Genomic DNA, 24,709 nt, shown 5'->3' with positions numbered 1-24,709 from the left:
CAAGCGGTCGGCTTAGCGCTTTATCGCTTTACTCCCCTGCATCTTCTCCGACGTCCTGGGCACACCCAGGCCGGCGACCGCGTTCGTCCGAAGTTCACCAGTTCTTCCATTTCAACCGCAGAGAGACCGCCATGAAATCGAGACTCATCCGTCTAAGCCTGCCCGCCGCCGCAACCCTGCTGATCGCCGCGCCGGCCGCCCACGCGCAATCGAGCGTCACGCTATACGGCATCGTCGACGTCGGCATCGAAGCCGTGAACCACGTGCCGACCAGCAGCAAAGGCAGCGGCACCGTCGTGCGCGAAGCATCGGGCAACCTGTCCGGTTCGCGCTGGGGATTTCGCGGCGTCGAAGATCTCGGCGGCGGACTGAAAGCGATCTTCGTGCTGGAGAACGGCTTCAACGTGAACACCGGTACGCTCGGCCAGAGCGGTAGAGAATTTGGACGGCAGGCGTATGTCGGTTTGCAGGGCCGCTACGGCACCGTCACGCTCGGGCGTCAGCAGAACCTGCTGTACGACATGATCATCCGCTACGACCCGATGCGCTTCGGCTCGTCGTATTCGGCAATCGCACACGACGCAGTGCTCACCGGACGCGCCGACAACTCGGCCAAGTACATGGTCGAATTCAGCGGCGTTACGCTCGCGGCGATGTACAGCAACGGCTACGACTCGACGATCACGGGCGGCGCGCAGGTGCCGGGCCACACGAAGGTCGGTCGCGAGTACGGTGCGGGTGCGCGCTATGCGGCAGGACCGTTCGACGTTGCGCTCGTGTACGACCAGCGCCAGGGCACGTCGATCGCCAGCGCCGACGACACCGCGCGGCGCCTGAGCATCGGCGCGAGCTACAAGTTCGCCAAAACCGAGTTGTACGCTGCGTGGCGTTTGCTACAGCAAACCGTCGGCGCTGCGCAAACGCATGCGAACCTGTTCTGGCTCGGCGCGACGCAGCACTTCACGCCGGCGCTTCAGGTGTCGGCGGTCGCGTATCACACCGACGTGCGCGGCACGGGCCAGGACCCGACGTCGTATGTGCTGTCGCTCGACTACTACCTGTCGAAGCGCACGGACCTTTACGTGAACGCATCGTATGCGCAGAACCGCGACGGGTCGAACCTGGGTATCGATGGGATCGGTACGAATATCGTCGCGGGGGAGAATCAGTTGGGCGCGGTGGCGGGGATCCGGCATCGGTTTTGATGGGGGCGTGCTCGCGTGCGTCGTTACGCACGCGGCACACAGTTCACTACCCCAACGCCGCAGCCGCACGTTCGACCGCCGCCCTGCGAATCGCCATCCGCTGCGCCGACGCCGCCACCACCTGCTCGACGACCGCACGCGGCGCGGTCTCCGGCGAACCCGCGTTGAACGGCGGCTCCGGGTTGTACTCGATCCACAACTGGATCTGCTGCGCGACGTCGTCGCCGGCCACTTCGGCTGCGACGCGCAGCGCCATATCGATGCCCGCCGTCACGCCGCCCGACGTGAACAGATTGCCGTCCACCGTCAGACGCGCCGCGCTCGGAATCGCGCCGAACTTCGCGAGCAGATCGCGCGATTGCCAGTGCGTGCCTGCATGCCGTCCGCGCAGCACACCGGCTGCACCGAGCAGCAGCGAACCGGTGCAGATACCGAACACGTAGCGTGCACGCTGCGCGCGCTCGCGGATGAACGCGACGGTCGCGGCATCGAGCATCGCGTCGTCGGTGCCTGGGCCGCCGGGCACGACGAACAGGTCGTAGTCGCCGGCTTCGGCAAACGACGTATCGGGCTGAAACACGAGCCCGCGATCGGAACGCACCGGCGCACGCGATGCCGCGACCAGTTCCGTCTTCCAGCCGGGCAATCGCCCGATCACTTCGAAGGGTCCGGTCAGATCGAGTTGCGTGAGATTCGGATACAGCAGAAAGCCGGCGGTGCGGACGGGGGTATCGGACATGGCGGTTCTCGTCGATGGAGGTTCGTGGGCGTCAGGATCCATTGAAGCGCGATCATGCGTGGCGGGAAGGACAACGAGCGTGCAATTGCTGCCAGCGCTGCGTCATGCGCAGGGCATGTCATCAGAATCTCAAAGAATCTCTACGTCCGGAGATTTCATCCCTTCTTCATAGTCCCTTCTGTATCGTGAATCGCGGGATTTCAACGAGATCCCGTTCGCATATTTCATTCAACTTCGAGGGGAGTTAAATTGAAGAAGATTCTTCTGGTTCTGGCGTTATCCGCTGCATCCCTTCCCGCGTTCGCAGCCGACGTTTGCCAGGGCGGAACGTTGCTGACCGGCACCGTTCTGACGGCGCCCGTGTTCAAGTCAGGGTCGAAGCTCAACGGCATCTATCTGGATCACACGCACGTGAGTTTGCGCGGCACCGATGGCAACACCTACGACGTCGCGATGGATAACGTGTTCGCGAACGGTTATAGCCGCAACCAGAACAGCATCCCCGATCCGTTGACGAAGATTCGCGTCGGCGATCAACTCGAACTCTGCGGCGAGCTTTATACGGGCGGCGACGTCGGCATCCACTGGGTCCACACGAACTGCGGCGACACGCCGACGCCGACCGATCCGAACGGCTGGACGAAAGACCTGTCGCAGCCGGCGCTCGGCAACAATCTCGAGAGCAACGAGACGTACTGCTATCTGTGGCAGTAGACCGTGCCCGAGGCCATGACCGGAGCATCCCGATGAACATGACGCGCACGCTTCTCGTCGCGGCTGGATTCGCGGGTACGGTCGTGGCCGCTGTTCATTTCACTGCCGGTGAGTCGATGCCCGTCGCGCCGACCGCTGTGCATGCTCGAGACTTGCGAACCGATCGTGGCGGCGCTTCGGCTTTTTCGCAATCGCCGCAATCGGGTGGGGCAGCGAGTGACAAAGATGCATCGCCTTCGCTGATCGGCAGCAGCGGACGCGTGATCGATCTCGGCGGCAAGACGGTCGCGCAGTATGTCGCGCAGTACCAGGGTGCCGCGCGTCTCGGCGATGCAGACGCCGCGTACAAGGTCTATCTGGCCGAATCGCTGTGTGCACCGGATTCCGGTTCACGCGATAGCGCGCGAGGCGATCACGCGCCTTCGCCTGCACATCTGTGCGCGGGGGTAACGCCTGCAGAAGTGCAGGAGCGCCTCCATTTTCTCGAGCTGGCCGCGCGAACCGGTCACGCCGATGCACAGGTCGATTTCTATCTGGAAGGACCGGATGGGATGGGCTCCGTTAAGTCAGATGGAGCGGACCCGGATAGCGCGGACGTCGAACGCTGGAAGAATGACGCGCTCGATCATCTGAAGGATGCGGCCGGAAAATGCAATCCGCTTGCTGCGGGATTGCTGGCCACCAGCTACAGCTCGGGGAAATTCAACGCGCAGGATCCGTCGCAGGCGCTTGCATTCGATCTGCTCGCGGCAGCGGCGGGGAACGGCAAGTGGTCGCGAGAGCGGCTGCAGGCAAAATTCGGTGCGAGTATGACGGGTGCGAAGTTTGACGCGGCGTATGCCGAGGGACTTCAGGCTGCGCGGGAGGCTTGTCCGCAGGCGCGTCAGTAACGCGCGACGCAAGCCGGTTAGCACGTGGGGCCTCGCGGTAACCGCTAGAATTGCGGCTTTAGCCCCGAATACGTCCATGTCTTTTGCCTCGCTTGGCCTGATCGATCCGTTGCTGCGTAATGTGCGGGACCTCGATTACCAGACACCTACGCCAATACAGGCCAGGACGATTCCTGCCGTGCTCGATGGCAAGGACGTCATCGCTGCGGCACAGACCGGCACGGGCAAAACGGCGGGTTTTGCGCTGCCGCTGCTGCAACGGCTGGTGCAACACGGCGCGGCGGTGTCCAGCAACCGCGCGCGTGTTCTGGTGCTGGTGCCGACGCGTGAGCTGGCGGAACAGGTGCTGCGAAGCTTTATCGAATACGGCAAAGGCCTCGACTTACGATTTCTGGCCGCCTACGGCGGTGTGAGTATCAACCCTCAAATGATGGCGTTGCGCAAAGGCGTCGATGTGCTCGTCGCCACGCCGGGCCGTTTGCTGGACCTCAATCGCCAGAACGCAGTGCAGTTCGATCAGGTGCAAACGCTGGTGCTGGATGAGGCCGACCGCATGCTGGATCTGGGCTTTGCGCGCGAGCTGAATGCCGTCTTTGCTGCGTTGCCCGCCCAGCGCCAGACCCTGTTGTTCTCTGCCACGTTTACCGATGACATCCGCGCCATGGCGGCGGGCATCCTGCGCGACCCAATCAATATCAGCGTCAGCCCGCCCAATGCCACGGCCAGCAGGATCAGGCAGTGGGTAGTGCCGGTGGATAAAAAGAACAAGCCTGATCTCTTCATGCACCTTGTGGCTGCGAACAAGTGGGAGCACGCGCTGGTGTTCGTCAAAACCCGCAATGGCGTGGACTACCTTGCCGCGATGCTGGATGAAGCGGGCTATGCGGTCGACACTATCCACGGCGACAAACCGCAACCTGCGCGCATGCGTGCGCTGGAACGCTTCAAGACGGGCGAAGTACACATGCTGGTAGCCACCGATGTGGCTGCGCGCGGTCTGGATATCGACGACCTGCCGCTGGTGATCAACGTCGATCTGCCGATCGTGGCGCAAGACTATGTGCACCGTATTGGCCGTACCGGTCGCGCGGGCGCCAGCGGCGTGGCGGTGTCCCTTGTGTGTGCCGACGAAGCGCCGCAACTGGCCGCGATCGAAGCGCTGATCCGGCAAACGCTGCCCCGTGAAGAAGAGCCGGGTTTTGAAGCCGAACACCGCGTGCCGCAAACCAGCGCGACGGGCGAGATCATCAGGAAACCCAAGAAACCCAAAAAGCCCAAGGTACCGCAAGCTGCGCCGGGCGCCATCCAGGTGCCCGGCAAAAAGCAGAGGCCGCAAATCGGCGAAAGCAAACGCAAGCCTGCAGCGCAGCGCGCTTTGGCCTCGGGTAAAGGCACCCGCGTCGCCAGCGGTCAGCCATCCGGTGTGCAAAAGCCCCGCAACAACAAGTCGACGTCAACGCGGAAACACTGATCCATTTGCAGGCCATCGACGGGTACCTCAATGCCGATCACCGAAATGCTGCAGCCGCCATACGGGACCATCGTCGTGCTCAACGGTCCGAGCAGTACCGGCAAAAGTACGCTTTCCAAGTATTTGTGCGAGAACCTGGTTGAGCATCATTTGCACATCGAGCTGGACGCGTTCCGAAACATGGAACCTGCAAACTATTGGGATGTCGAGAAGCAGGTGATCCAGGTTCGCGTGGCCGCGCTATGCAGAGCAATAAATGCCACTGCCGCGACCTTTTCCAGGCACGGTCAGGCTGTGATCGTCGATCACGTCCTTTCATCGGATGCGTGGCACTACATGCTCGAAGACCTGATCGGCCTCCCGGTCTTCATCGTCGGCGTCTTTTGTTCGCTCGAAATTCTGATCGCACGTGAGCTTACCCGTGGCGACCGTAAGATCGGAACGGCCAAGTCTCAATTCGACTCCATTCATGCTAACCGGCACTACGATCACGTCGTGGACACGTCGTCTTCGAGCGCCTCTGATTGTGCGCAGTTGGTTCTGGAGTGGTTACGGAGCCGACCGACCCCTGCTGCATTCTCGAAGATGCATCAGCAATTTTTCGGTAACGTCAATTAGGCAGATGTCGGCCACAACCGGTCATTCGACGCCGACGCGAGAATCGTCAACAATTCGAGCAGGGGGCGGCGGGCGCGAATCCCTACAACCGGCTTTTCGACATTTGAGTTCAACCTATGATTCCTGTCATGAACAATACGAAATGGGCAGAACTGCGAATGGGTATGCATGGACTCGGGGAGCTGTCACCACGATTCCGTGTTCGGAACCTTCAGAGTGGAGGTGTCAGCGCGTGGGATCGAGAATGGTTTTATCACTTCTTCGGCCGTCATGAAGACGATGAATGGATTGAGATTGCCGTAACCTCTTCAGCTCAGCGCGAGGCTGTGTTGCAGATTCTCCGCCGTGTTCACGTTCCAGGTGAGGCAACGGAGGCGGGCTTCAAGGTCTATGGCTATGTACGCTTGGGAACGCACGTCGAGTACCTTTAGATCTATGACTCACTGCCAGCGGAATTGCAACGACCCGACCGGCAGCAAGGGGCGGCGACTACCAACCACATCGGGCAGTGGTCGGCCACAACGGGCCGTTCGACTTACCGGCGTAAATCGCTGACAATTTGGCGAATTCACATCTTGGAAGCCGAGCGATGAAATGTAGGATATGTAACCGAACGCTCGATCGGCGCGACGACCCCTTGTCGATGAACTGTGGCGGCGACTGCTGGGGTTGCGTCGGCGAGATGGAGGCCGACCTAGGCAACTCGGAGTCGATCGAGCAAGTGTGAGAAGAGCACGTTCGCGGACTTCGCCCGGGATGGATAGACCCGGCGAAGTAGTGACCACCAATCTCCTGTTCGGGCCGCTGTCGGCCAGGAACGGACTTTCGTCCCTGTGACAAGAATCGTTGACGATCACTAGTGGAGGATCGGCTTACTCGGCAGCACTCCATTCGCGGAACCGATCGAATAATCGGAAGCCAACATAGTCGGCTTCTCGCTTGTATAGCCAACGGTAGTAGCAATCCCAGTAGCTGATCATTCGATCGCGCGTCCTTTGGAAAAATAACGAATTCTCTCGGAAGAACGCCCCGTAGGTGCGTTGATCCATGGACGACAAGTGCGCTTCGACCGCATCGAGAATCTCAATGACATAGTCGCCGCAGAGTTGCATAACGAATGGTGCAACCCAAGGTTCAGATGACGCTACCAGCCGTTCGATCTGGCGCTGGCGTACATGCCCATCATGGTGCCTCGTTAACAAGCACGCATATACGATGGCTTGAGTTTCATTCAGACATGCCAACAGCGTTTCGTCGGGATCGTCGTAAATCCGATATGGGATATTGAGCGATTCGCCTCGAACAACGACCGGCAATCCACGATCGGTCGCGTTGCCACCTCCGATAAAGTTCGCGACGACACCCACATCGGAGCGCAAGGCCTCCGGAAAAGCCGCTATCAACGAACCGAATTGGGCCGTGTTCACGGCTGGTTGAGTGAGAGTCATACGTCGTCGCGGGCAGTACGAGATGCTGCCATTGTGGCACGAGAGCATCAGGGGCCTTCAGCGCTCCTCCCCAACGTCCGCTTCCGCTAACCGCGACCGTCCCTTGAGGGTCGGCTACAGCCAATCACATCTGAAAGATGCTAAGGCTTTGGCGCGGACGCCGGCCGGTCGCAAGAACTTCGACGCACTAGCCCAAGCATTCGTGGCGCGGCTACCCGTAAGCGCTTGATTATTGACGTGCGCCGTCGCCATAACCATGGCGCCCTACGTGAAGGCGGCGACCCTCCGTCCCCTTCCGCGTCCTCTCACCTTCACCGCTTCGGACTACGATGACTCTCCGCGCTCGCGCTACTTGGCGCGTTCGACGCCACTGCTGCCGTTCCAGCGGTCGCGCTCGCGCCCGCTTCCTCCCTTTCTCCCTTTTCCCCACCTCCCGCTCTCCTTCGCTGCGCGCGTGCGGCACGCGTAGACTCCAAAGCAGACCCTTCCCATAACAAATTTTTTCGTCCGCCCACAATATCCCCCTCTGCCAAACGTCTTCAGACGCATGGAACCGCCGTCCTCTCACAACCCGCCGACTTCTCCGGACCCGCACGCCACATTGCCCGCTCAGCAACAGGAGCGGGAACAGGCGCACGGCCAGGAACGAAACAGCGAGATCGCCGAAGCCGTGCTGCGCGAGCGCGGTCGGCTCGGGCGCTTCATCGGGCGACGCGTGCGCGACCCCGGCGACGCCGAGGACATCCTGCAGGACGTGCTGTACGAATTCGTCCAGGCGTACCGGCTGCCCGCGCCGATCGAGCAGGTCAGCGCGTGGCTGTTTCGCGTCGCGCGCAACCGGATCGTCGATCGCTTTCGCAAACGGCGCGAGCAACCGGTCGCCGAGTTTGCGCCGGCAACAGAAGACGACGACGAACACTACCGTCTCGACCTCGCACTCCCCTCGTCGGATGCGGGACCCGAAGCCGCATACGCGCGTTCGGTACTGCTGCAGGCGTTGCAGGAAGCACTCGACGATCTGCCGAAGGAGCAACGCGAAGTGTTCGTCGCGCACGAACTCGAAGGGCAAAGTTTCAAGGAACTCGCGGCTGCGAGCGGTGTGAGCGTGAATACGCTGCTCGGCCGCAAACGGTACGCGGTGCTGCATCTGCGTGCGCGTCTGCGTGACGTGTACGACGAACTGGATCTCTAGAAGGAGCAGGTCAATGAAATTCTGGCTGAAATGCGTCGCCAAGGTCGTGCTGGTACTGCTGATTATCGTGGTGCTGGGATGGATGGTGATGACGCTATGGAACTGGGTGATGCCCGCGCTGTTCGTCGGCGCACGCACGATCGATCTGCCGCATGCGTTCGGGTTGCTGGTGCTGAGCCGCATCCTGTTCGGCGGCTTTCGCGGACGCGGTCGGGGCCGCTGGCATGAACGCCGTCACTGTCGTCGATGGGCGCGTCGCTGGGAACGCATGACGCCGGAAGAACGCGAGCGCTTCCAGAAGTACGCGCCGCAAGCGAGCGATGCACCTTCGTCTGCCGCACCGTCGCCCGACAATCGCCCGGAGAACTTCTGATGAGCCACGCCGCGCCAGCCGTCTGCAAACAACCCGCGGGCGTGATCGTCCCGGTCGTCAACCTGAAGCGCTGTGAGGGTAAGGGCGACTGCGCAGAAGTCTGCCCTGAGAACGTGTTCGAGATTCGCCGCATCGACGATACGGACTACCAGCAGCTCGGCGCGTTCGATCGCTTCAAGATCCGCGTGCACGGCATGAAGGTCGCGTACACGCCGAACGCCGACGCGTGCCGCTCGTGCGGGTTGTGCGTGACGGCGTGCCCGGAACGGGCGATCACGCTTGCACGGTTGAAATAGCGTTGTGCGGTTGTGTACGGCGCCCGCACATCGCGGTGCGCCACACCTCAAACATCACCCCTCAAGCATCAAAACGACGCACACGCATTCGTCAGCACCAGCCCCACTGCCTGCTGATGAAACCGCTTGATGTACTCGCTGCGCACTTCGCCGAGATGATCCATCGTATCGGACGCACCGTTCGTGACGATCCGCACGACGAAGCTGTCTTCGCGCACGACGTGCTTCGTGTCGGAGTCGAGCCACTGGCCCTGCGTGCGCCACGTCGTGAAGCCGTCGGGGAAGCGCGGCGTCACGACGTCCGCGAGAAACTGCTTGATCTCCTTGTCCGACACCGGACGCCGTCCCTTCACATCGCGACCGAACAGCAGGTCGGCGGTGATCTCCTTCGTTCCGCTGATCTTCGCGCACAGCGATTGCGCGGTCGGTGCCGCGTCCGATGCACCGGTGGCCGCTGCGGCACCGGTCGTTTCGGCGTCGCCCTGCGCGTCGGTCGCTGCACCGGACTGCGCCGGATGACCGGCCACCTGGCAAGCGGTAAGCGCAACGAACGACAGCGATGCGACGAGCATCCTGATCCGGAAAGTCTGCATGGTGATTCCTTTTTAAAGTGATGCCCTCGATGGTGGCCGACGGGTGATAATCCCACCCTCGTTGTATTTCACATCCCTGCCCGACCAACATGACCGCAACCTCTTCCGCACCCAACGCATCCAACGCATCGCATGCGTCCACCGCTTTCGCACCGTTCGAACCGCTCGCCGATGCGCTGCTGCATCACGTGAGCCACAACGCGGACGACGGTTCGCACGACGTCGCGCACCTGCAGCGCGTCTGGAAAAACGCGGCGGCGATCCATGCAGAAGAAGGCGGCGATGCACAGGTCTTGCTGGCAGCGACAGTACTGCACGACTGCGTGAACGTCGAGAAGAATTCGCCGCTGCGCGCGCAGGCGTCGCGGCTTTCCGCGCAGACCGCATCGCGCATCCTCGCGGAGCTCGGCTGGACGGACGACAAGGTCCGCGCCGCCGCACACGCGATCGAAGCTCACAGTTACTCAGCAGGCATCTCACCGCTCACGCTCGAAGCCAAAATTCTTCAGGACGCGGACCGGCTCGATGCGATCGGCATCGTCGGCGCGGCGCGCTGTTTCTACGTCGCGGGACGCATGGGCAGCGCGCTCTACGATTTCGCCGACCCGCACGCACACAACCGCGCGTACGACGACACGCGCTACGCAATCGATCACTTCCACACGAAGCTGTTCAAGCTCGCGTCGGGATTTCAAACGGCGGCCGGTGCACGGATCGCGGTGCTGCGCCAGGAACGGCTGCGACGCCTGCTCGACGAATTCGCCGAGGAGATCTAAGCGACTGAACTGAGCGACCGAACTGCGTCGCCGCGCTGAGCAACATGTCGTAAACGTCCGTAAGCCAGTTCGTTTTAAGCGCCCGATCGCCAGTAAGTGACCGGTAAGTCGCGAGGTCCTACAGTCGCCGGCACCGTCGACTTCAGGACTCCCCGTGAAAAAAGCGCTTTCCCGACTGCAGCCGCTACTGTTCGCCGCGACTGCCCTCTGTCTCCATGCCACGCAGGCCCGCGCAGACGAAACCACTGCGCCGTCAACCGACGATTCCGGCTTCACCATCCTGAGCAATGCGACCAACGTCACGCACTGGGGACTCGGCGTCGGTGCCGGCGTCGCGCCGTCGGAGTACTCGGGCGACCGCACAAGGTACACGCCGATCCCGCTGATCTTCTTCGACGACAAGTGGGTTCACGCGCTCGGCACGACGCTCGATCTGAAAGTCGGCAAATGGGACGGCGTGTCGGTCACGCTGCGCGGCAAGTACGCACTCGGCGACGGCTACAAAGGTTCCGACGCGCCGATCCTGAACGGCATGCAGAACCGCCACGGCGCGTTCTGGTTCGGTCCGGCATTCGCGTGGGACACCGGCTTCGGCACGCTGTCCGGCGACGTGCTGACGGGCGGCAACAAGGGACAGCAGGCGCACCTGTCGTTCGGCAAGTCGTTCGGCTTCGGCAGACTGTCGGTCGAACCGCACATCGGCGCCGAATGGTTGAGCCACAACTACGTCGATTACTATTACGGCGTGCGGCAATCCGAAGCGACCGCCAGCCGTGCCGCGTATACCGGCACGTCGACGATCGACGTCGAACTCGGCACGCGGGTCAGCTACAACTTCACCGCGCACCAGTCGGCGACCCTCGACGTCGGCGTCACGCATCTCGGCGGCGGCATCACCGACAGCCCGATCGTCGGCCGCAAATTCGTGCCGCGCGCGATCGTCGGCTACCTCTATCGATTCAACTAAACCGGTGTCATGTCGCGAGTCGCCCTGATCGAAGACCACGAACGACTCGCCGCGATGGTGCGCGACGCGCTGTCCGGCGCGGGCATCGAGGCCGATCATTTTCGTAGCGTGTCCGAGGCGCGACATGGACTCGACCTCGCCGCGTACGCGGTGCTGCTCGTCGATCGTGGCTTGCCCGACGGCGACGGCCTCGCGTTCCTGCGCACGCTGCGCGCAGCCGGCGACATGACGCCATGCCTGATCCTGACCGCACGCGATGCGTTGCACGATCGCGTCGATGGGCTGGAAAGCGGCGCCGACGACTACCTGACCAAACCGTTCGCGATCAGCGAGCTGGTCGCGCGCGTGCGCACGTTGATGCGCCGCCCGCCTGCGCTGACCGAACTGGTCGTGTCGTTCGCAGGCCTCGCCGTCGATCCCGCGCAACGTGCGCTGTCGTGCGGCACGGATTCGGTGATGCTCGCGCCAGCCGAACTGCAGATCATGCTGTGCCTGCTCCGCGCGTCGGGACGCACCGTGCGTCACGCAGCGCTCGAACATGCGGCATGGGGTCTCGGCGAAGCAGTCACGCCGAATGCGCTCGAAGTCACGCTGCATCGTCTGCGCAAGAAGCTGTCGACGCTCGGTGCGCCCGCGCGGCTCGTCAACGTTCGCGGCGCCGGATTCGCACTGCATGCCGTCGATGTCTGAACGCGCGCCGCGTCGCTGCGGTCCCTTCGGTGCTGTCGCGACACGCGGCAGCGCGCCGCGCTGGTTTCAGGGTCTCTCCGCAAGACTGTGGCTGACGAGCGTCGCGGCACTTGCCGCGTGTCTGAGCCTGCTCGCGATCGTCGGCGTGCATCTGTTGAACACGTTTCCGCAGCAGGCTGTGGGCCGTCATTCGCAGATCGAAATCGTGCGACACGTCGTCGACGCGCTCGTCTACGATGCCGATGGCCGACCCGTCGGCGTCCAGTTGCACGACCCCACCGCGTGGATGTTCGAGGCGATGCCCACCGAACTGAAATACCGCGTGACCGACGAGCACGGCACCGTGCTGCTCGCGTCGCCGGGCGCGGACGATAGCCTGTGGATCGACCGGCTGCGCCCGATCGATAAACCGGCGATCGGCGAAATGACGCTGAACGGCCGGGCGTTCTACATCGCGACGCTGCGTATCGCGCATGCAGGCCACACGCTGCGCGTGCAGACGGCGGCAAGCGCGCGCTTCACGACGATCCTCGCGCAGGAAAGGATCCGCGCGTTGATGCGCATCGTCAACGTGGTGTTCTTCATCGCGACGATCATCTTCGGACTGTCGCTCACGCTGATGCTGCGCCGCGTGCTCAGGCCGCTGCGTCAGGTGTCGGAAGCGGCCGCGCTGATCTCGCCGCGCAACCTCACCGCACGACTGTCGCCGAACGGCTTGCCGCACGAAATCCGTCCGCTGATCGACGGTTTCAACGAAGCACTCGACCGGCTCGAAAACGGCTTCACCGTGCAGCAGCAGTTTCTCGCGTCGGCGGCGCACGAGTTGCAGACTCCGCTCACACTGATTCGCGGACAGATCGAACTGCAGCCCGATATCCACGACAAGGACGCGCTGCTGCGCGAGATCGATCTGATGGCGCGGCAGGTGCGGCAACTGCTCCATCTCGCGGAAGTCAGCGAGGCGCAGAATTTCAGCTTCGCCGACATCGCCCCCACCGACGTCGCGCAGGACGTGCTCGCGTATCTCGCGCGCAAGGCCGAAACGATGCACGTCGGTCTGCATCTGGAGCAGCTGGATGGCTCGCACGCGTCGTCGTCGATCTGGGCGGATCGCAGCGCGCTGTTCATCCTGTTGAAGAATCTCGTCGAGAACGCGATCAACGTATCGCCGCCGGACGGCAGTGTGCGGGTGATCGTCGATGCGCAGTCGATCCAGGTGCGCGACGAAGGACCAGGCATCGACGCGGCGCACGTGCCATTCATTTTCAAGCGCTTCTGGCGCGCGCCGGGTGCGCGCTATCGCGGCGCGGGTCTCGGCCTCGCGATCTGCCGCGAGATTGCGATCGCGCACGGCTGGGCGATCGGCGTCAACCGGCTTACCGTGGGAACGAGCATCGCGGTGCGGTTCGAGGACGCGGTATAAATTCAGCCGTTGCCTGCGCGGCCTACTGGATCTCGATCCGGTACGTCTGCCACACGAAGCGCGAATCGATCACCTTGCGATTTGCGTCGTCGGGTAGCGCGTCGCGCGGATAGATCAGCATCAGCGGACCGAAGCCCTTGTCTTCCAGCGGCTTGCCGTCCCGCTCGTACGCGACGATCACACCGTACTGATCCGCGTCCGATACCGGAATCACGTGCGAATAATGATCGAGCGCATCGACGCGCATCGATTTGCCCTGCGCGCCGGCCTTCTCCAGCAGACTCTTCAACGTCGGTCCGCGCCACACACTGACCGGCGTCCAGTTCGACGACGTGCGGATGGTTTTTGCAGGCAGCGCGAGCAGGTCCTGTCGCGTGAAGCGGTAGGTGTGTGTGGCGGCGTCGGTGGGGTGGGAGATGTTGCCGGTGATGTCGAGTGTGAAGTCGGTGCTCTGTGCGTGTGCGGCGATGGCGCAGACGGTCAGCGCGAGCGTTAGTGCGTGCAGTGCGTGCTTCAGTAGCTTCATGCGGGTCTTCGGTATCGATTGATGGGTGTCACACGTTGGATGTGCCGAGCGCTTGCCGGCATTCGGCCGTCGCGTTCTGGATCGCTGCCTTGACCGTCACCATGTCGTCGAACGCAGCGCTCGCGACGTCTTGCGAACCCGTAATCCATAGCGCGTGCGCGCGTCGCGCGAGCGTGGTGAGTTCGTCATCGGCTGCAGTGCGGTCGAGCGGTGCGCCTGGGTTGCGCAGACGGTCGCGCAACGCTTCGACGTCGGCGAGCAGATCGCGCAGGACGTCGAGTGTCGGGTTGGCTGTGAGGGGCATGGAACGTGGGCTCCTTCTGGGCTTGAAGATCGCGGCGGGGTTCGGCGTCACTTTAGCATTCGTGTGAATTGATGGTACAGCTGCGATGCGCGAGCCTGCTCGTCCATGCGATCGCCATGAGTTCCATCCAGGTTCTCTGTCTGACGTGAATTGTCCAGTTTCCGGCGGACAACGGCAGATCGAAAAAGATCTCGTTCGCTGCGGGACGCACCGTCGCCCCATCGTCGTGTCTCGCACTCACGGCGAGAAATGGCGTGTCGAACTGATTCACCCGAAGCGAGCCGGTGGACGTGCAGCCACCAGCCGCTTCGATCAATGGGCGACGCGACGGCAGAATTGACGACGCACCGAGTAGATTCCGACGTCGGATTGAAGCGCCTGCACCGCGCATCCCCGGGCCTGCTGTTCGATGATTCATCGGTTCGCTCATTCCTGTTCGACCTGATGGAGTTTCGGATGTGCGCGTCCGCACTCATCGGGCTAAACCCTGGTCGAGCGCAATCACCACTTCGCCGACGCCTCGCGTCGAAGCGCTTCGTGCGATACCGAACCTACTACATCGTTGTTCCGATGATAGTTTTGACACGTACCTGAAAGACCTCCACAGCAATCGCATCCGACGAGCGATGTTCAGCCCGCGGCGCGCCACGTCCGCATTGATCTGACGTATACCGCGTCACAAGAAAAGCACGGCAACGAGCGGTGAGGGTCTCAAGCAATGACGGACGCAACGGCGACGGGAGCCAGCATGGAATCTTTTTTCTCGGACAAGGGTGCAGGCGGGCAAGCGAGTCTGCCGGTCGATTCGCCCTACGAGCGTCGGGAAGTCAGGGACGTGTGCCTGCTTTCGCTGGTCGTGCCGTTCTACAACGAAGAAGACGTGATCCGGCAGTTCTTCTCGACGGTGATACCGGTGCTCGAAAGCATCCCGTCGACGGAGTTCGAGATCGTCTGCGTGAACGACGGCAGCCGCGACCGTACACTCGCGTTGCTGACGCTCGAAGCGAGCCGCGATGCGCGCATCCGTGTGATCGACCTCACGCGCAACTTCGGCAAGGAAGCCGCGCTGACCGCCGGACTCGACGAAGCGAGCGGCTCGATCATCGTGCCGTTCGACGCCGATCTGCAGGACCCGCCCGCTGTGATTCCGCAGCTCGTGCAGAAATGGCGCGAAGGTCACGACGTCGTGCTCGCGCGACGCTCCAACCGCTCGACCGATTCTTACCTGAAGCGGCAGACCGCGAGGTGGTTCTACCGCGCGCACAACGCGGTGTCCGACATCTCGATCCCCGAGGACGTCGGTGACTTTCGTCTTTTCACGCGCGAAGTCGCGGATGCGCTGAAGCAGTTGCCCGAGACGCGCCGCTTCATGAAAGGACTGTTCGCGTGGGTCGGCTACCGCACCGCGACGATCGACTATGTGCGCGAAGCGCGTATCGCCGGCACGAGCAAATTCTCCGGCTGGAAGCTGTGGAATTTCGCGCTCGAAGGCTTTACCAGTTTCAGCACGCTGCCGCTTCGGGTGTGGACGTATATCGGTAGTGGCGTCGCGTCGGTGGCGTTCTGCTATGCGCTCTATCTGGTGCTGCGCACGTGGATTCGCGGCATCGACGTACCCGGCTATGCGTCGGTGTTTACCGCCGTGCTGATGCTCGGCGGCGTGCAGCTGGTCGGCATCGGCGTGCTCGGCGAATACATCGGCCGGATCTATGCCGAGTCGAAGAAGCGGCCGGTCTATCTGATCCGCTCGCGCTACCAGAAACGTTCCGATGCGTGACGCGGCCGGCCTGAAGCGGTTCGCCGCCTACGTCGCGGTCGGCGCGGCGGGCACCGCCGTGCAGTATGCGGTGCTGTTCGCGGGCACCTCGACCGGCTGGGCGACACCCGCAACCGCGTCGGCCATCGGCGCCGCACTCGGCGCGGTGGTCAACTACTGGCTCAATCATCGCGTAACGTTTAGCGAAGCACACAACCGCACGCGTGATCACGTCGCATCGATACCGAAGTTCGCCGTCACTGCGCTCGCCGGCGTCGCGCTCACATGGCTTGCGATGCACGCGATGACGCAGCGCCTGCACGTACCCGTGCTCATTGCGCAGTTGATCGCGACCGCGCTGACGCTCGCGATGACGTACACCGTCAACTCAGCGTGGACGTTCCGGCAACGCTCCGACCCACGACCACCCACACACGTGTCGGCCGACACGACGACACGCTGACCGCTCACCCCCGGGGACAACGCATGGACCTCACCGACACGACCGAGCCGGAGTCGCATCGTATCGCCGCCGCGCTCGTCGAGCGGCTTCGCACATCGCCGCGCGAACGTGCCGCGTCCAGTCACGTCGCGTTCTGGCTGGCGGTCGCGACGATCGCGGTACTCGCGGTCGCATTGCGGCTCGTCACGCTGTCGAGCCGCTCGTTGTGGACCGACGAAGGCTACAGCTTCTGGTTCGCATCGCAGACGCTGCACACGCTGTGGCACGACGTGCCGTACTACGAGACGCATCCGCCGTTCTACTACACGTTGCTGCACGGATGGATGCTGATCGCGGGCACGACCGAAGCGGCGCTGCGGATGCCGTCGGTAATCGCGAGCGTGCTGACCGTCGTGCTGCTCGCCGTCAGCGGCAAGCTGCTGCGTGCGGGGCCGGACGGCGACCGCATCGCGCTGCTCGCCGCGTTCCTGTTCGCGATCAACAAAGGCAGCATCGAGTACGCACAGCAGGCGCGGCCATACGCGCTCGAAACGCTCGCCGCCGCGCTGATGACGCTCGGCTCGGTAAGACTGCTGATGCTGCTGCACGCACGGCTTCACACGCACATCCATCCGCTCGATTTTCAGAAGACGCCACGCATTGCGCCTGCCGCGATCGGCCTGACGTTGAGCGCCGCGCTCACGCTGTGGCTGCACAACACCGCGATGTTCATCGTGTTCGCAGTGTGGGTCGGGCTTGCGACGACGCTGTTGATCGACCGTGGTCGCGTCGTACCGCGTCTGCTGCTGTTCGGCGTCACCGGTGCGGTCGCGGTCGCGCTGTGGTCGCCGTATCTGCCGTTCCTGCTGTTCCAGAGCCGTAACGTCGCGTCGAACTTCTGGATCCGGCTGAACTGGCTCGATTTCCCCGCTGCGTGGACGCTGGCCGCCGGCGGCAAATGGGCGTTCGTGCCGCTGGCCGCGTTTGCCGCGCTGGGTTTGCGTGCGGTGTGGCGCGCGCAGCGTTCGCTTGCGGTGCATCTGGCGTGCGTGCTCGTGTTGCCGTTCGCAATCGTCGTGCTGATCAGTTGTCTCGTGCGGCCGATTTTCATGGACCGGCTGTTCGCGTGGATGGGACCGGAGTTCGTCGCGCTCGCCGCACTCGGCATCGTGGTGGCGTTGCACCACGCACGTGATCTGCACGCGCGGCCTGGGCGGCGCATGGCGACGCTTGCGGTCGTGGGCGCGATCGTCGCGTTGAGCGGGATGCAGATCGTCAAGTTCTATCGCCATCCGAGCGAGGACTGGCGTGCGCTGACTGCCGCGATCGCTACGCAGGCGCAGCCCGGCGATCTGGTGATCGTCGATGCCGGCGAGGCGCAGCCGCCGCTGCAGTTCTACGCACGCAATCAGCCGTCGTTCCCGCCGATGCAGGTGATTCCCGCCGATTTCCCTGCACCGGGCCTCGCGCGGCCGTATCGCGCGGGCAATCTCGGCGTGCCGAGCCCGATCGACGCCGACCGTCCGACGATACGCGCGGCCTGCGACAGTCATCGTCGCGTGTGGCTCGTTACGCGCGGTGTTGGGACGTACGATCCGACCGCAATCGTGCAGAGTGAGATCGTCGCGCGCAAGCCACATGCGCGCGTGTTCGTCGATTCGGAGAGTTATACGCTCGAGCTGTTCGAGTGACGTGTAACGCTGCGTTGGCACCGCAAAGCTCGAGGGCATCGAATGCACGCAAAGGCACACCGTGCGGTGAAAAAAAAGCTATCTGATGCAAACGGCAGAGCGCGATCGCAGGATGATCCGACCGCACGTGCCGAGCCAACGGCTTGCTAGCGCAGCGGGGAAAAATCCGTCGGCTTCAGAATCTTCGATTCCATCGAAACCAGCAGGCCCAGGTTTTTCACCTTGGTCACGAATGCCTGCCAGCGCGGATCGGTTGCCATCTGATCGCGTCGCCGGGCGCGATCGTCAAGGCCCGCAAAGCGCCAGATATGGACGACCTGGTTGACGTTGCCGAACTCCGTCGTAAAGAAACCGACCAGGTCGCCCAGGTATTCGTTCTGAACCTCAAGCGCCTCGGCACGATAGAGCGCCAGCCATTCCGGAACGCTAACCGGCTTGAACGTATAGGTTCTCATTTCATAGATCATGGCGACCTCAAGCAATTCAGTGAGACGAAGTATTCCGCTCCGAGGTCTGGCAATCAATGACGTACATTGGTCTATTATGTTGACTTCAATGTCAACAGACCGCCCACCATGAAGCAAGGCCCGGAGACCGAAAATACCCTGCTCAACGGCAAGAGCCTGCGTTACCTTCACGAAGTAGACAGACATGGCGGGGTACGCGTAGCGGCAGAAGCGCTCGGCATCAATCCTTCGGTAATCAGCCGGCAGATTGCCCAGCTCGAACGAACCCACGGCGTCGCGATGCTCGAGCGCAATGGACGTCGTGTGGTACTCAGCGAAATCGGGGCCATCCTGGTCGAACACTTTCGCGAAGGCTCGCGACGCGACGCGGATATGCTGGCTCAGCTGCAGGATTTCAAAAGCCTGCGACGCGGACGTGTCAGGATCTGCGTGAGCGAAGGCCGCGTCGATCTGCTTGTCTCCGCTGTGCTGAAACCGTTTAGCCTTCGGTTTCCGGACATCGTGGTCGAACTCCACAATGGCGGGACGTCGCAGGCGTTTTCCATGGTGCGCAACGACGAGGTCGATCTAGGCCTGACCATAGCCGGCGGGCACGACCCGATGATTCAGACGAGGACCTTCCGTGCGGGAAAATTCTGCGCGATGGTCAGTCCGGGTCATGCCCTCGCTCGAATGGGAAAGGTCCGCTTCGCGCAGCTGTGCGACCAGCGGCTCATTTTTATGCCGGAGCACTTCGGTGTGCAGCAGTATCTGAACGCCATCATTCGCGCGGAAGGATTGAATGTCACGCCGTTCTACCGGTGCGACCTCTTTTCAGCAGCGCAGTCGATCGCAGCGGCTGGCTTGGGCATCGCGTTCATGTCCACCGATGCCGCCAAGCAATATCTCAACGCGGGCGAACTCGTCGCCGTCGAGATCGATCATCCCATCGCGCGGGATTTCAGCGCTCAGGTAATGCGACGGATCGGCCGGCGGCTCTCTCCTGCCGCGGATTTTCTTTGGCGGCAGATCGTGGATGCAATGCAGGGCGGCTGGGTAACGCCTAACCTGGGGAAAGCAAAGCCCGGCAAGGTCAAAGGCTCCTGAGTATTGGCCTTTGCGCCTTTAGTCCTTGTTGCCCGTCTCAGCGCTTGTTGCTTATGATGGCGCTGCTCGAGTGCTCCGAGGCTGAATACGCACCAGGATTTCGTCTTGCGTTGCCGGAATCGATTACCCCGTCTACAGGCAGGAAATGGATAAATTCACCGCGATGCATACGCTGGTCAACGTCGTTAATGCCGGCACGTTCGCGCGAGCGGCAGATCTGATGAACGTGCCGGCGTCGACCGTCACACGGCTGGTGCAGACGCTGGAGAAAGATCTCAAGGTCAAGCTGCTCCATCGCACGACCCGGCGTCTCACGTTGACGCAGGAAGGTATCGCGTATTACGAAGGCGCGGTCCGCGTGCTGGACGAAGTCGGTGCGCTTGAGTCGAGTGTGATGAGTGCATCGAAGGCGCCGGAGGGAAGAATCCGGGTGGAGCTCGCAGGTTCGGTTGCGTTTAACCGAGTCATTCCGCGGCTTCCTGAGTTTTATGCGCTCTACCCCGACATCCAGATCGATATGACCGTTGGAAACCGGACAGCGGATCTGCTTGCCGAAAGCGTCGATTGCGTCGTGCGGATCGGGCCGCTGCTAAGCGACTCGTTGATCGCCAGATCATTGGGAACGCTTTCCCTTGCAACCTGTGCATCGCCCCAATACCTGCAGACGCACGGCACGCCGCTGCATCCTTCCGAGCTCGCGGCGAATCATCGGCTCATCAAGATGACGTCGACGCATTCGGGGCGCGATTTTGTTTTTTCGCTCAGACAAGGTGAAGAACAGTTTGAATTGAAGGGCAAATATCAACTTTCGGTCAACGACTCGAGCGCTGCGCTCGTCGCAGGTTTAGCCGGCCTGGGTGTGCTGACGACATACGCGTTCATGATCCAGCCGTATATCGAGTCCGGGGCGCTGCAGGGTCTCTTTCCCGAATGGCGCGGCGACCGCATCCCGGTGCACATTGCCTATCCGGTCAATCGACATCTCGCGCAGAAGGTCAGAGTGTTTATCGACTGGGTCGCGAGCCTGTTCCCACCGGAAAAATTTTGACGCACGCGTCCCTCTGTTTCCGGGCCTGGGTCCGCGTGCGTTCATCGGCCGATATCAGAACTTCTGCAGACTGAAGTCGTTCACCCTCGCGGCGTCCTTGTCGAACAGGTTGTCGATGCGCGAGTTCAACACGTACACATCCTTGCCGACCTTGACCGCCGCAGTCGGCATCGACTGGTGAGCGTGCTCCTTACGCTCGATAGTGGCCGACTTCCAGCCGTCTTGAGAAACCAGTTCGATCGTCTGATCGGTGCCCAGGTTTTGCACCAGCATCAGATGCTTCGAGTCCACCAGACGCAGTCCGTCCGCGCCCTTGAACGGCGCCGGCAGTTGCACGCGCTCGATCTTGCCCGGGTCTTTTACGTCGATGCGAAACAGTTCGCCGCTATTGTCTTTGTCGACCAGCAGGTGACCATCCGGGAGATAGACGATGCCGTTGAGGTTGAAGTCCTTCCCTTCGAATGCGTCGTTCCTCGCAAAGATTGACGCGTTGCCCGCCGTGTCGACGCGATAGATGATCGGCGAGAAGCTGTCGGTGACGTAGAGGTTGCCCTCGGCGTCCAGCGTCAGATCGTTGGCCAGATGAGCACCGGGGCTCAGGTGACCGAGGTCGTAATAGCCGCGCGGCTCGCCGGTGGTCAGGTTGTAGGCGGCGACTGCCGCCAGTTTGCCTGCTGTTTCGGGCGTGCTGCGAACAGACTTGCCCGGATCGGCGACAGCCACCCACAACGTGTTTCGCTTTTCATCCGCGAGTACACCCAGGCTGGAGATCAGTTTCGGGTCGGTGATAAAGGGGGTGTAGGTACCGTTCATGGTCACCTTGCCGATCTGACCGTGAACGATAGAGCTAACCAGGAACGCATGCTGGCTGTTCGACCATGCCACGCTTTCCGGATAGATCTGATCGCCGCTAAAAGCGATATCGCCGCCGGCTTGCGCAAGTGGCGCGACCACGGACAGCAGGGCCACCGTAAGCAGCGACAGTAAAGGTTTGGTGAGCTTGTTTGCGTGGAATTTCATTTCGGCATCCTTATTTATAACAAGATTGTTGGGGCAGGTGAATTATGCGAGGGCACCTGGCACGCAACAATCGGGCCGAGAGCAATTGTTCCTTGCAAAAATACGAATGGTGAGCGTGCGGGAGGCGCCGCGCACAGGCACGGGAACGCGTTGTGGAGGATGCCGAAACGCCGGCAATCCCAGGGATGGGTGGACGAAGACAGTTCGAACCCGGGTGAATCAGGCGTTTAAAGTTGACTCGGCAGCGTCACCGGAAAGCGGGATACTTCCGACGTGGTCAGTTCAAAGCTGAGTGAGTTTCGACACCTGCATCGAAACGCGAGACGTGCCGCCGTGCGCTCACGCCTCGCTTCTCGCCGTCGCCCGGCTCATCGCAGCACGTGAGGTAAGGCTGCACCGCCTCTTTTGTCGGCCACGCCCTCATCAAAACGCACTCGACTCGCTTGCGGCGAGGTTGCCGGTTGCGACCCAGTGCATGTCCCAGACATCCTGTCCCAGGAAAGGGGATCACCATGCAATCCATCTCTACATCAACGCACCGTGTGCATCGCGCTCGCTGCGCATCGATCGTCGTCACGCTGCTCGCGATCGCAGCATCGCAGCCGGTCGCGGCGCAAAGCTTCGCGCAGCATTTCACCATCACGACTCTCGGTACGCTGCCGGGTGGCGGTGCCAGTCAGGGGGCTGCTATCAACGGACGCGGTCAGGTGGTCGGTATTTCAACCGTCGCGAACGGATCGCAGCACGCCGCCCTATTCGAGGACGGCAAGGTGACCGACCTCGGCACGCTCCCCGGCGGCGACAAAAGCGCGGCCGCGTACTCGATCAACAATCGCGGTCAGGCGGTCGGCTACTCGTTCATCTCGACCGGCTATCCGCACGCCGCGCTGTTCGACAACGGGACGGTCACCGATCTCGGCCTGCTGCCCGGCGGCGACAACAGCGCGGCCAACTGGATCAATGATCGCGGACAGATCGTCGGCTGGTCGTTCAACGCCAGCCGCGCGTCGCGTGCGTTCCTCTTCGACAACGGCGTGATGACCGATCTCGGCACCCTCCCCGGCGGAGCCTACAGCGCGGCGAATGCGGTCAACGATCGTGGCGAGGTGGTCGGCTGGTCGACGGTGAGTAACAACAACGAGCACGCGTTTCTGTACGAACGCGGCGTGATGCACGACCTGGGCACGCTGCCCGGCGGCAACGCAAGCGCGGCCTATGCGATCAACGAGCGCGGTCAGATCGTCGGTTCGTCGACGGCCGCGAACGGGAACACGCATGCAGTGCTGTTCGAAAAAGGCAAGGTGATCGACCTGGGGACGCTGCGCGGCGGCACGACGAGCGCTGCCTATGGGATCAATGAGCGCGGCGAGGTGATCGGCTACTCGTCGACCGCGAGCGGGGACGTGCACGCGGTTATGTTCGCAGACGGGCGGATCACCGACCTGGGTGCACTCGCCGGCGATACGCAGAGCGTCGCGCGCGGGATCGACAATCGCGGGCAGGTCGTGGGGTACTCGGGGTCGCACGCGGTGTTGTGGACGCGGGAGCGGTGAGGGTTGATCTTGATCCGCAGCCCGTTCATAGACGCGGTTATCGACTTCGCTATAGACGCAGGAGCGACCACTGTCGCTCCCTGACCGCTAACCGCGTCACCGATGCGATCGCCGACTTCGCTGTGAACTCAGGAGCAACCGCCGCTCTTCGATCCGCAGCAGATCAAAGACCGGGACGCCGACTTCGTGCAAGCCCTGTCCCGGTCCAGTGAATCGAGCCCCCAACCGCGCCGCCTCAAACCGTCGCGGCCACTCCCGCCTCTTCAAGCTCACGCACAAGCGGCAGCACGCGCTGCCCGAAGTATTCGACCTCTTCGATGAAGTGCAGAAAACCACCCAGCACCAGATCCACGCCGATCGCCTTCAACGCGACGATCTTGCGCGCGATCTGTTCGGGCGTACCGATCAGCCCGGTCTTGAACCCGTCGTTGTACTGCACGAGGTCTTCGAACTTCGATTCCGCCCACATGCCCTTCGCTTCCGGCGACGCGCGGCCCGCCTGCTTCACCGCATCGCCGAATGCGTTCACGGCCTCGGTATCCGCATGCCGGATGATGTCGCGCAGCACCTGCTGCGCTTCCTCTTCAGTATCGCGCGCGATGATGAACGCGTTGACGCCGAAGCGCACCGTGCGTCCCTGCGCCGCTGCAGCCGCGCGGATCTCGTCGATCTGCGCGCGATGGTTGTCGAGCGAATTGCCGTTCATGAAATACCAGTCCGACACGGCGGCGGCCATCCGTCGCGCGGCCGCCGAATTGCCGCCCTGGAATATCTCCGGATGCGGTTGCTGTAGCGGCTTCGGTTTCAGCGTGTAGTGGTTGATGCGGTAGAAGTCGCCCTTGAACGTGAAATCATCCTCAGTCCAGATGCCTCTCACCACGCGGATGAATTCCTCCGACCGTCGATAGCGCTCATCATGTTCGAGCCACGGCTCGCCGAGCGCGGTGAACTCGCCCTTGAACCAGCCGCTGACGACGTTGATCGCGACGCGTCCACCGGTCAACTGATCGATCGTCGCGAGCTGCTTCGCGACCACCGCCGGGTGCCACGGTCCCGGCAAGATCGCGGCAATTACCTTCAGACGCTCGGTCGCGGCGAGCAGCGCGTGACTGATCGCCACCGACTCATGCTGATATTCGGCGCCATAACCTGCGGTGAAACGAATCTGCGACAGTGCGTACGAGAAACCGTTGCGCTCGGCGGTCTGCGCGAGCCGGCGGTTGTAGTCGATGTCCCAGCTGGTGCGCTGCTCGATCTTGCTGACCACCAGGCCGCCGCTGACGTTCGGCACCCAGTAGGCAAATTGCAGTTGATCGGCGCCGGCGTGTCCGGTCGTCATGACGTGTTCCTTGCGGGTTCGCGGGTGAATCGATATGGGTCGCGTATACCGTATCGATCGCGATGGACGCAGGGAAACAATA

Annotated in this window: 27 protein-coding genes; 19 read left to right on the top strand and 8 right to left on the bottom strand. The window is 62.4% G+C overall.

All coding sequences use genetic code 11. The annotated features are described in order from the left end of the window. Positions 1-131 precede the first annotated feature (131 nt). On the top strand, positions 132-1,205 hold the full coding sequence (locus E1748_RS27740; RefSeq protein ID WP_133650437.1) for a porin: 1,074 nt from the start codon (positions 132-134) through the stop codon (positions 1,203-1,205). Between the two features lie 46 nt (positions 1,206-1,251). On the opposite strand, the gene E1748_RS27735 is transcribed toward E1748_RS27740, so the two are convergent. Further along, the gene (locus E1748_RS27735) at positions 1,252-1,944 is read right to left on the bottom strand and encodes a DJ-1/PfpI family protein (RefSeq protein ID WP_133650436.1); all 693 of its coding nucleotides are present in this window, start codon (positions 1,942-1,944) and stop codon (positions 1,252-1,254) included. Between the two features lie 249 nt (positions 1,945-2,193). On the opposite strand from E1748_RS27735, the gene E1748_RS27730 reads away from it, so the two are divergent. The 5 genes from E1748_RS27730 to E1748_RS27710 all read left to right on the top strand — a co-directional run bounded on the left by E1748_RS27730 (position 2,194) and on the right by E1748_RS27710 (position 6,068). Further along, positions 2,194-2,658, top strand: a complete 465-nt coding sequence (locus tag E1748_RS27730) for a hypothetical protein (protein ID WP_240766823.1) — start codon at positions 2,194-2,196, stop codon at positions 2,656-2,658. Positions 2,659-2,690: 32 nt separating this feature from the next. Next, entirely contained in the window at positions 2,691-3,548 is an 858-nt protein-coding gene (locus E1748_RS27725) for a hypothetical protein (protein WP_133650435.1), read from the top strand. A 76-nt stretch (positions 3,549-3,624) separates the two neighbouring features. After that, positions 3,625-5,019: a DEAD/DEAH box helicase gene (locus E1748_RS27720; protein ID WP_133650434.1), complete on the top strand. Its 1,395-nt coding sequence runs from the start codon at positions 3,625-3,627 to the stop codon at positions 5,017-5,019. Between the two features lie 30 nt (positions 5,020-5,049). Beyond that, positions 5,050-5,637 (top strand): chloramphenicol phosphotransferase CPT family protein, encoded by a 588-nt coding sequence (locus E1748_RS27715; protein WP_133650433.1) that lies wholly within the window; start codon positions 5,050-5,052, stop codon positions 5,635-5,637. Positions 5,638-5,765: 128 nt separating this feature from the next. After that, entirely contained in the window at positions 5,766-6,068 is a 303-nt protein-coding gene (locus tag E1748_RS27710; RefSeq protein WP_240766822.1) for a DUF6678 family protein, read from the top strand. Positions 6,069-6,509: 441 nt separating this feature from the next. Here the strand turns inward: E1748_RS27710 and E1748_RS27705 are convergent, their stop codons facing one another. Further along, the gene (locus tag E1748_RS27705; protein WP_240766821.1) at positions 6,510-7,085 is read right to left on the bottom strand and encodes a hypothetical protein; all 576 of its coding nucleotides are present in this window, start codon (positions 7,083-7,085) and stop codon (positions 6,510-6,512) included. 547 nt (positions 7,086-7,632) lie between these two features. Here E1748_RS27705 and E1748_RS27700 point away from each other — a divergent pair. The 3 genes from E1748_RS27700 to E1748_RS27690 are packed head-to-tail and all read left to right on the top strand — an operon-like array spanning position 7,633 to position 8,946. Beyond that, positions 7,633-8,277 carry an RNA polymerase sigma factor gene (locus tag E1748_RS27700; RefSeq protein WP_133650431.1) on the top strand — a complete coding sequence of 215 codons (645 nt, stop codon included), beginning with the start codon at positions 7,633-7,635 and terminating at the stop codon, positions 8,275-8,277. A 13-nt stretch (positions 8,278-8,290) separates the two neighbouring features. After that, on the top strand, positions 8,291-8,650 hold the full coding sequence (locus E1748_RS27695; RefSeq protein WP_133650430.1) for a hypothetical protein: 360 nt from the start codon (positions 8,291-8,293) through the stop codon (positions 8,648-8,650). Continuing rightward, positions 8,650-8,946: a 4Fe-4S dicluster domain-containing protein gene (locus E1748_RS27690; protein WP_133650429.1), complete on the top strand. Its 297-nt coding sequence runs from the start codon at positions 8,650-8,652 to the stop codon at positions 8,944-8,946. The genes E1748_RS27695 and E1748_RS27690 overlap by 1 nt, the downstream gene beginning before the upstream one ends. A 68-nt stretch (positions 8,947-9,014) precedes the next feature. Here the strand turns inward: E1748_RS27690 and E1748_RS27685 are convergent, their stop codons facing one another. Further along, positions 9,015-9,539, bottom strand: coding sequence for a DUF3574 domain-containing protein (locus tag E1748_RS27685; protein WP_240766820.1), 525 nt, complete (start codon positions 9,537-9,539; stop codon positions 9,015-9,017). A gap of 89 nt (positions 9,540-9,628) precedes the next feature. On the opposite strand from E1748_RS27685, the gene E1748_RS27680 reads away from it, so the two are divergent. The 4 genes from E1748_RS27680 to E1748_RS27665 all read left to right on the top strand — a co-directional run bounded on the left by E1748_RS27680 (position 9,629) and on the right by E1748_RS27665 (position 13,395). After that, positions 9,629-10,315 (top strand): HD domain-containing protein, encoded by a 687-nt coding sequence (locus E1748_RS27680; RefSeq protein ID WP_133650428.1) that lies wholly within the window; start codon positions 9,629-9,631, stop codon positions 10,313-10,315. Positions 10,316-10,469: 154 nt separating this feature from the next. Further along, positions 10,470-11,282, top strand: a complete 813-nt coding sequence (locus E1748_RS27675; protein WP_133650427.1) for a MipA/OmpV family protein — start codon at positions 10,470-10,472, stop codon at positions 11,280-11,282. Positions 11,283-11,291: 9 nt separating this feature from the next. Next, complete coding sequence (locus E1748_RS27670; RefSeq protein WP_133650426.1) at positions 11,292-11,972, top strand: response regulator transcription factor; 681 nt, start codon at positions 11,292-11,294, stop codon at positions 11,970-11,972. After that, positions 11,956-13,395, top strand: a complete 1,440-nt coding sequence (locus E1748_RS27665) for a sensor histidine kinase (protein WP_240766819.1) — start codon at positions 11,956-11,958, stop codon at positions 13,393-13,395. The genes E1748_RS27670 and E1748_RS27665 overlap by 17 nt, the downstream gene beginning before the upstream one ends. Positions 13,396-13,417: 22 nt before the next feature. Here E1748_RS27665 and E1748_RS27660 read toward each other — a convergent pair whose 3' ends face one another. Together E1748_RS27660 and E1748_RS27655 are read right to left on the bottom strand one after the other, a co-directional pair. Then, positions 13,418-13,921 carry a putative pterin-binding protein gene (locus E1748_RS27660; protein ID WP_133650425.1) on the bottom strand — a complete coding sequence of 168 codons (504 nt, stop codon included), beginning with the start codon at positions 13,919-13,921 and terminating at the stop codon, positions 13,418-13,420. Between the two features lie 28 nt (positions 13,922-13,949). Then, a complete protein-coding gene (locus E1748_RS27655; RefSeq protein WP_133650424.1) occupies positions 13,950-14,225 on the bottom strand; it encodes a hypothetical protein in 276 nt (91 codons plus the stop codon). A gap of 748 nt (positions 14,226-14,973) precedes the next feature. Here E1748_RS27655 and E1748_RS27650 point away from each other — a divergent pair. From E1748_RS27650 to E1748_RS27640, 3 genes are read left to right on the top strand one after another with little or no spacing between them, the layout of a single operon-like run. Continuing rightward, positions 14,974-16,002 carry a glycosyltransferase family 2 protein gene (locus tag E1748_RS27650; protein ID WP_133650423.1) on the top strand — a complete coding sequence of 343 codons (1,029 nt, stop codon included), beginning with the start codon at positions 14,974-14,976 and terminating at the stop codon, positions 16,000-16,002. Continuing rightward, a complete protein-coding gene (locus E1748_RS27645) occupies positions 15,995-16,444 on the top strand; it encodes a GtrA family protein (RefSeq protein WP_133650422.1) in 450 nt (149 codons plus the stop codon). The genes E1748_RS27650 and E1748_RS27645 overlap by 8 nt, the downstream gene beginning before the upstream one ends. Positions 16,445-16,467: 23 nt before the next feature. Then, positions 16,468-18,114 (top strand): glycosyltransferase family 39 protein, encoded by a 1,647-nt coding sequence (locus tag E1748_RS27640; protein WP_166653641.1) that lies wholly within the window; start codon positions 16,468-16,470, stop codon positions 18,112-18,114. Positions 18,115-18,260: 146 nt separating this feature from the next. Here E1748_RS27640 and E1748_RS27635 read toward each other — a convergent pair whose 3' ends face one another. After that, positions 18,261-18,569: an NIPSNAP family protein gene (locus E1748_RS27635; protein WP_240766818.1), complete on the bottom strand. Its 309-nt coding sequence runs from the start codon at positions 18,567-18,569 to the stop codon at positions 18,261-18,263. Positions 18,570-18,689: 120 nt separating this feature from the next. Here E1748_RS27635 and E1748_RS27630 point away from each other — a divergent pair, with 120 nt between their 5' ends. Then, on the top strand, positions 18,690-19,667 hold the full coding sequence (locus tag E1748_RS27630) for a LysR family transcriptional regulator (protein WP_133650419.1): 978 nt from the start codon (positions 18,690-18,692) through the stop codon (positions 19,665-19,667). 145 nt (positions 19,668-19,812) lie between these two features. Continuing rightward, entirely contained in the window at positions 19,813-20,715 is a 903-nt protein-coding gene (locus E1748_RS27625; protein ID WP_133650418.1) for a LysR family transcriptional regulator, read from the top strand. A gap of 54 nt (positions 20,716-20,769) precedes the next feature. Here the strand turns inward: E1748_RS27625 and E1748_RS27620 are convergent, their stop codons facing one another. Then, positions 20,770-21,735, bottom strand: a complete 966-nt coding sequence (locus E1748_RS27620; protein ID WP_133650417.1) for a gluconolaconase — start codon at positions 21,733-21,735, stop codon at positions 20,770-20,772. 512 nt (positions 21,736-22,247) lie between these two features. Between E1748_RS27620 and E1748_RS27615 the strand changes: the two genes are divergently transcribed. After that, positions 22,248-23,288, top strand: a complete 1,041-nt coding sequence (locus tag E1748_RS27615; protein WP_133650416.1) for an HAF repeat-containing protein — start codon at positions 22,248-22,250, stop codon at positions 23,286-23,288. Between the two features lie 235 nt (positions 23,289-23,523). On the opposite strand, the gene sfnG is transcribed toward E1748_RS27615, so the two are convergent. Beyond that, entirely contained in the window at positions 23,524-24,627 is a 1,104-nt protein-coding gene (gene sfnG, locus E1748_RS27610) for a dimethylsulfone monooxygenase SfnG (RefSeq protein WP_133650415.1), read from the bottom strand. Positions 24,628-24,709 lie beyond the last annotated feature (82 nt).

Source organism: Paraburkholderia flava (genome assembly GCF_004359985.1).
GTDB classification, from domain to species: domain Bacteria; phylum Pseudomonadota; class Gammaproteobacteria; order Burkholderiales; family Burkholderiaceae; genus Paraburkholderia; species Paraburkholderia flava.
Note: the sequence above shows the minus strand (reverse complement) of the source record. Positions and strands in the feature narration are given on the sequence as shown.

What these genes read in the sequence shown, in the direction of transcription:
- E1748_RS27615 (WP_133650416.1), top strand. Translation starts at nt 22,248, where the DNA reads ATGCAATCCATCTCTACATCAACGCACCGTGTGCATCGCGCTCGCTGC.
- E1748_RS27735 (WP_133650436.1), bottom strand. Translation starts at nt 1,944, where the DNA reads ATGTCCGATACCCCCGTCCGCACCGCCGGCTTTCTGCTGTATCCGAAT.
- E1748_RS27635 (WP_240766818.1), bottom strand. Translation starts at nt 18,569, where the DNA reads ATGAGAACCTATACGTTCAAGCCGGTTAGCGTTCCGGAATGGCTGGCG.
- E1748_RS27725 (WP_133650435.1), top strand. Translation starts at nt 2,691, where the DNA reads ATGAACATGACGCGCACGCTTCTCGTCGCGGCTGGATTCGCGGGTACG.
- E1748_RS27700 (WP_133650431.1), top strand. Translation starts at nt 7,633, where the DNA reads ATGGAACCGCCGTCCTCTCACAACCCGCCGACTTCTCCGGACCCGCAC.
- E1748_RS27670 (WP_133650426.1), top strand. Translation starts at nt 11,292, where the DNA reads ATGTCGCGAGTCGCCCTGATCGAAGACCACGAACGACTCGCCGCGATG.
- E1748_RS27645 (WP_133650422.1), top strand. Translation starts at nt 15,995, where the DNA reads ATGCGTGACGCGGCCGGCCTGAAGCGGTTCGCCGCCTACGTCGCGGTC.
- E1748_RS27705 (WP_240766821.1), bottom strand. Translation starts at nt 7,085, where the DNA reads ATGACTCTCACTCAACCAGCCGTGAACACGGCCCAATTCGGTTCGTTG.
- E1748_RS27650 (WP_133650423.1), top strand. Translation starts at nt 14,974, where the DNA reads ATGGAATCTTTTTTCTCGGACAAGGGTGCAGGCGGGCAAGCGAGTCTG.
- E1748_RS27680 (WP_133650428.1), top strand. Translation starts at nt 9,629, where the DNA reads ATGACCGCAACCTCTTCCGCACCCAACGCATCCAACGCATCGCATGCG.
- E1748_RS27695 (WP_133650430.1), top strand. Translation starts at nt 8,291, where the DNA reads ATGAAATTCTGGCTGAAATGCGTCGCCAAGGTCGTGCTGGTACTGCTG.
- E1748_RS27720 (WP_133650434.1), top strand. Translation starts at nt 3,625, where the DNA reads ATGTCTTTTGCCTCGCTTGGCCTGATCGATCCGTTGCTGCGTAATGTG.
- E1748_RS27660 (WP_133650425.1), bottom strand. Translation starts at nt 13,921, where the DNA reads ATGAAGCTACTGAAGCACGCACTGCACGCACTAACGCTCGCGCTGACC.
- E1748_RS27710 (WP_240766822.1), top strand. Translation starts at nt 5,766, where the DNA reads ATGAACAATACGAAATGGGCAGAACTGCGAATGGGTATGCATGGACTC.
- E1748_RS27715 (WP_133650433.1), top strand. Translation starts at nt 5,050, where the DNA reads ATGCCGATCACCGAAATGCTGCAGCCGCCATACGGGACCATCGTCGTG.
- E1748_RS27690 (WP_133650429.1), top strand. Translation starts at nt 8,650, where the DNA reads ATGAGCCACGCCGCGCCAGCCGTCTGCAAACAACCCGCGGGCGTGATC.
- E1748_RS27740 (WP_133650437.1), top strand. Translation starts at nt 132, where the DNA reads ATGAAATCGAGACTCATCCGTCTAAGCCTGCCCGCCGCCGCAACCCTG.
- E1748_RS27655 (WP_133650424.1), bottom strand. Translation starts at nt 14,225, where the DNA reads ATGCCCCTCACAGCCAACCCGACACTCGACGTCCTGCGCGATCTGCTC.
- E1748_RS27630 (WP_133650419.1), top strand. Translation starts at nt 18,690, where the DNA reads ATGAAGCAAGGCCCGGAGACCGAAAATACCCTGCTCAACGGCAAGAGC.
- E1748_RS27665 (WP_240766819.1), top strand. Translation starts at nt 11,956, where the DNA reads ATGCCGTCGATGTCTGAACGCGCGCCGCGTCGCTGCGGTCCCTTCGGT.
- E1748_RS27625 (WP_133650418.1), top strand. Translation starts at nt 19,813, where the DNA reads ATGGATAAATTCACCGCGATGCATACGCTGGTCAACGTCGTTAATGCC.
- sfnG (WP_133650415.1), bottom strand. Translation starts at nt 24,627, where the DNA reads ATGACGACCGGACACGCCGGCGCCGATCAACTGCAATTTGCCTACTGG.
- E1748_RS27620 (WP_133650417.1), bottom strand. Translation starts at nt 21,735, where the DNA reads ATGAAATTCCACGCAAACAAGCTCACCAAACCTTTACTGTCGCTGCTT.
- E1748_RS27640 (WP_166653641.1), top strand. Translation starts at nt 16,468, where the DNA reads ATGGACCTCACCGACACGACCGAGCCGGAGTCGCATCGTATCGCCGCC.
- E1748_RS27685 (WP_240766820.1), bottom strand. Translation starts at nt 9,539, where the DNA reads ATGCAGACTTTCCGGATCAGGATGCTCGTCGCATCGCTGTCGTTCGTT.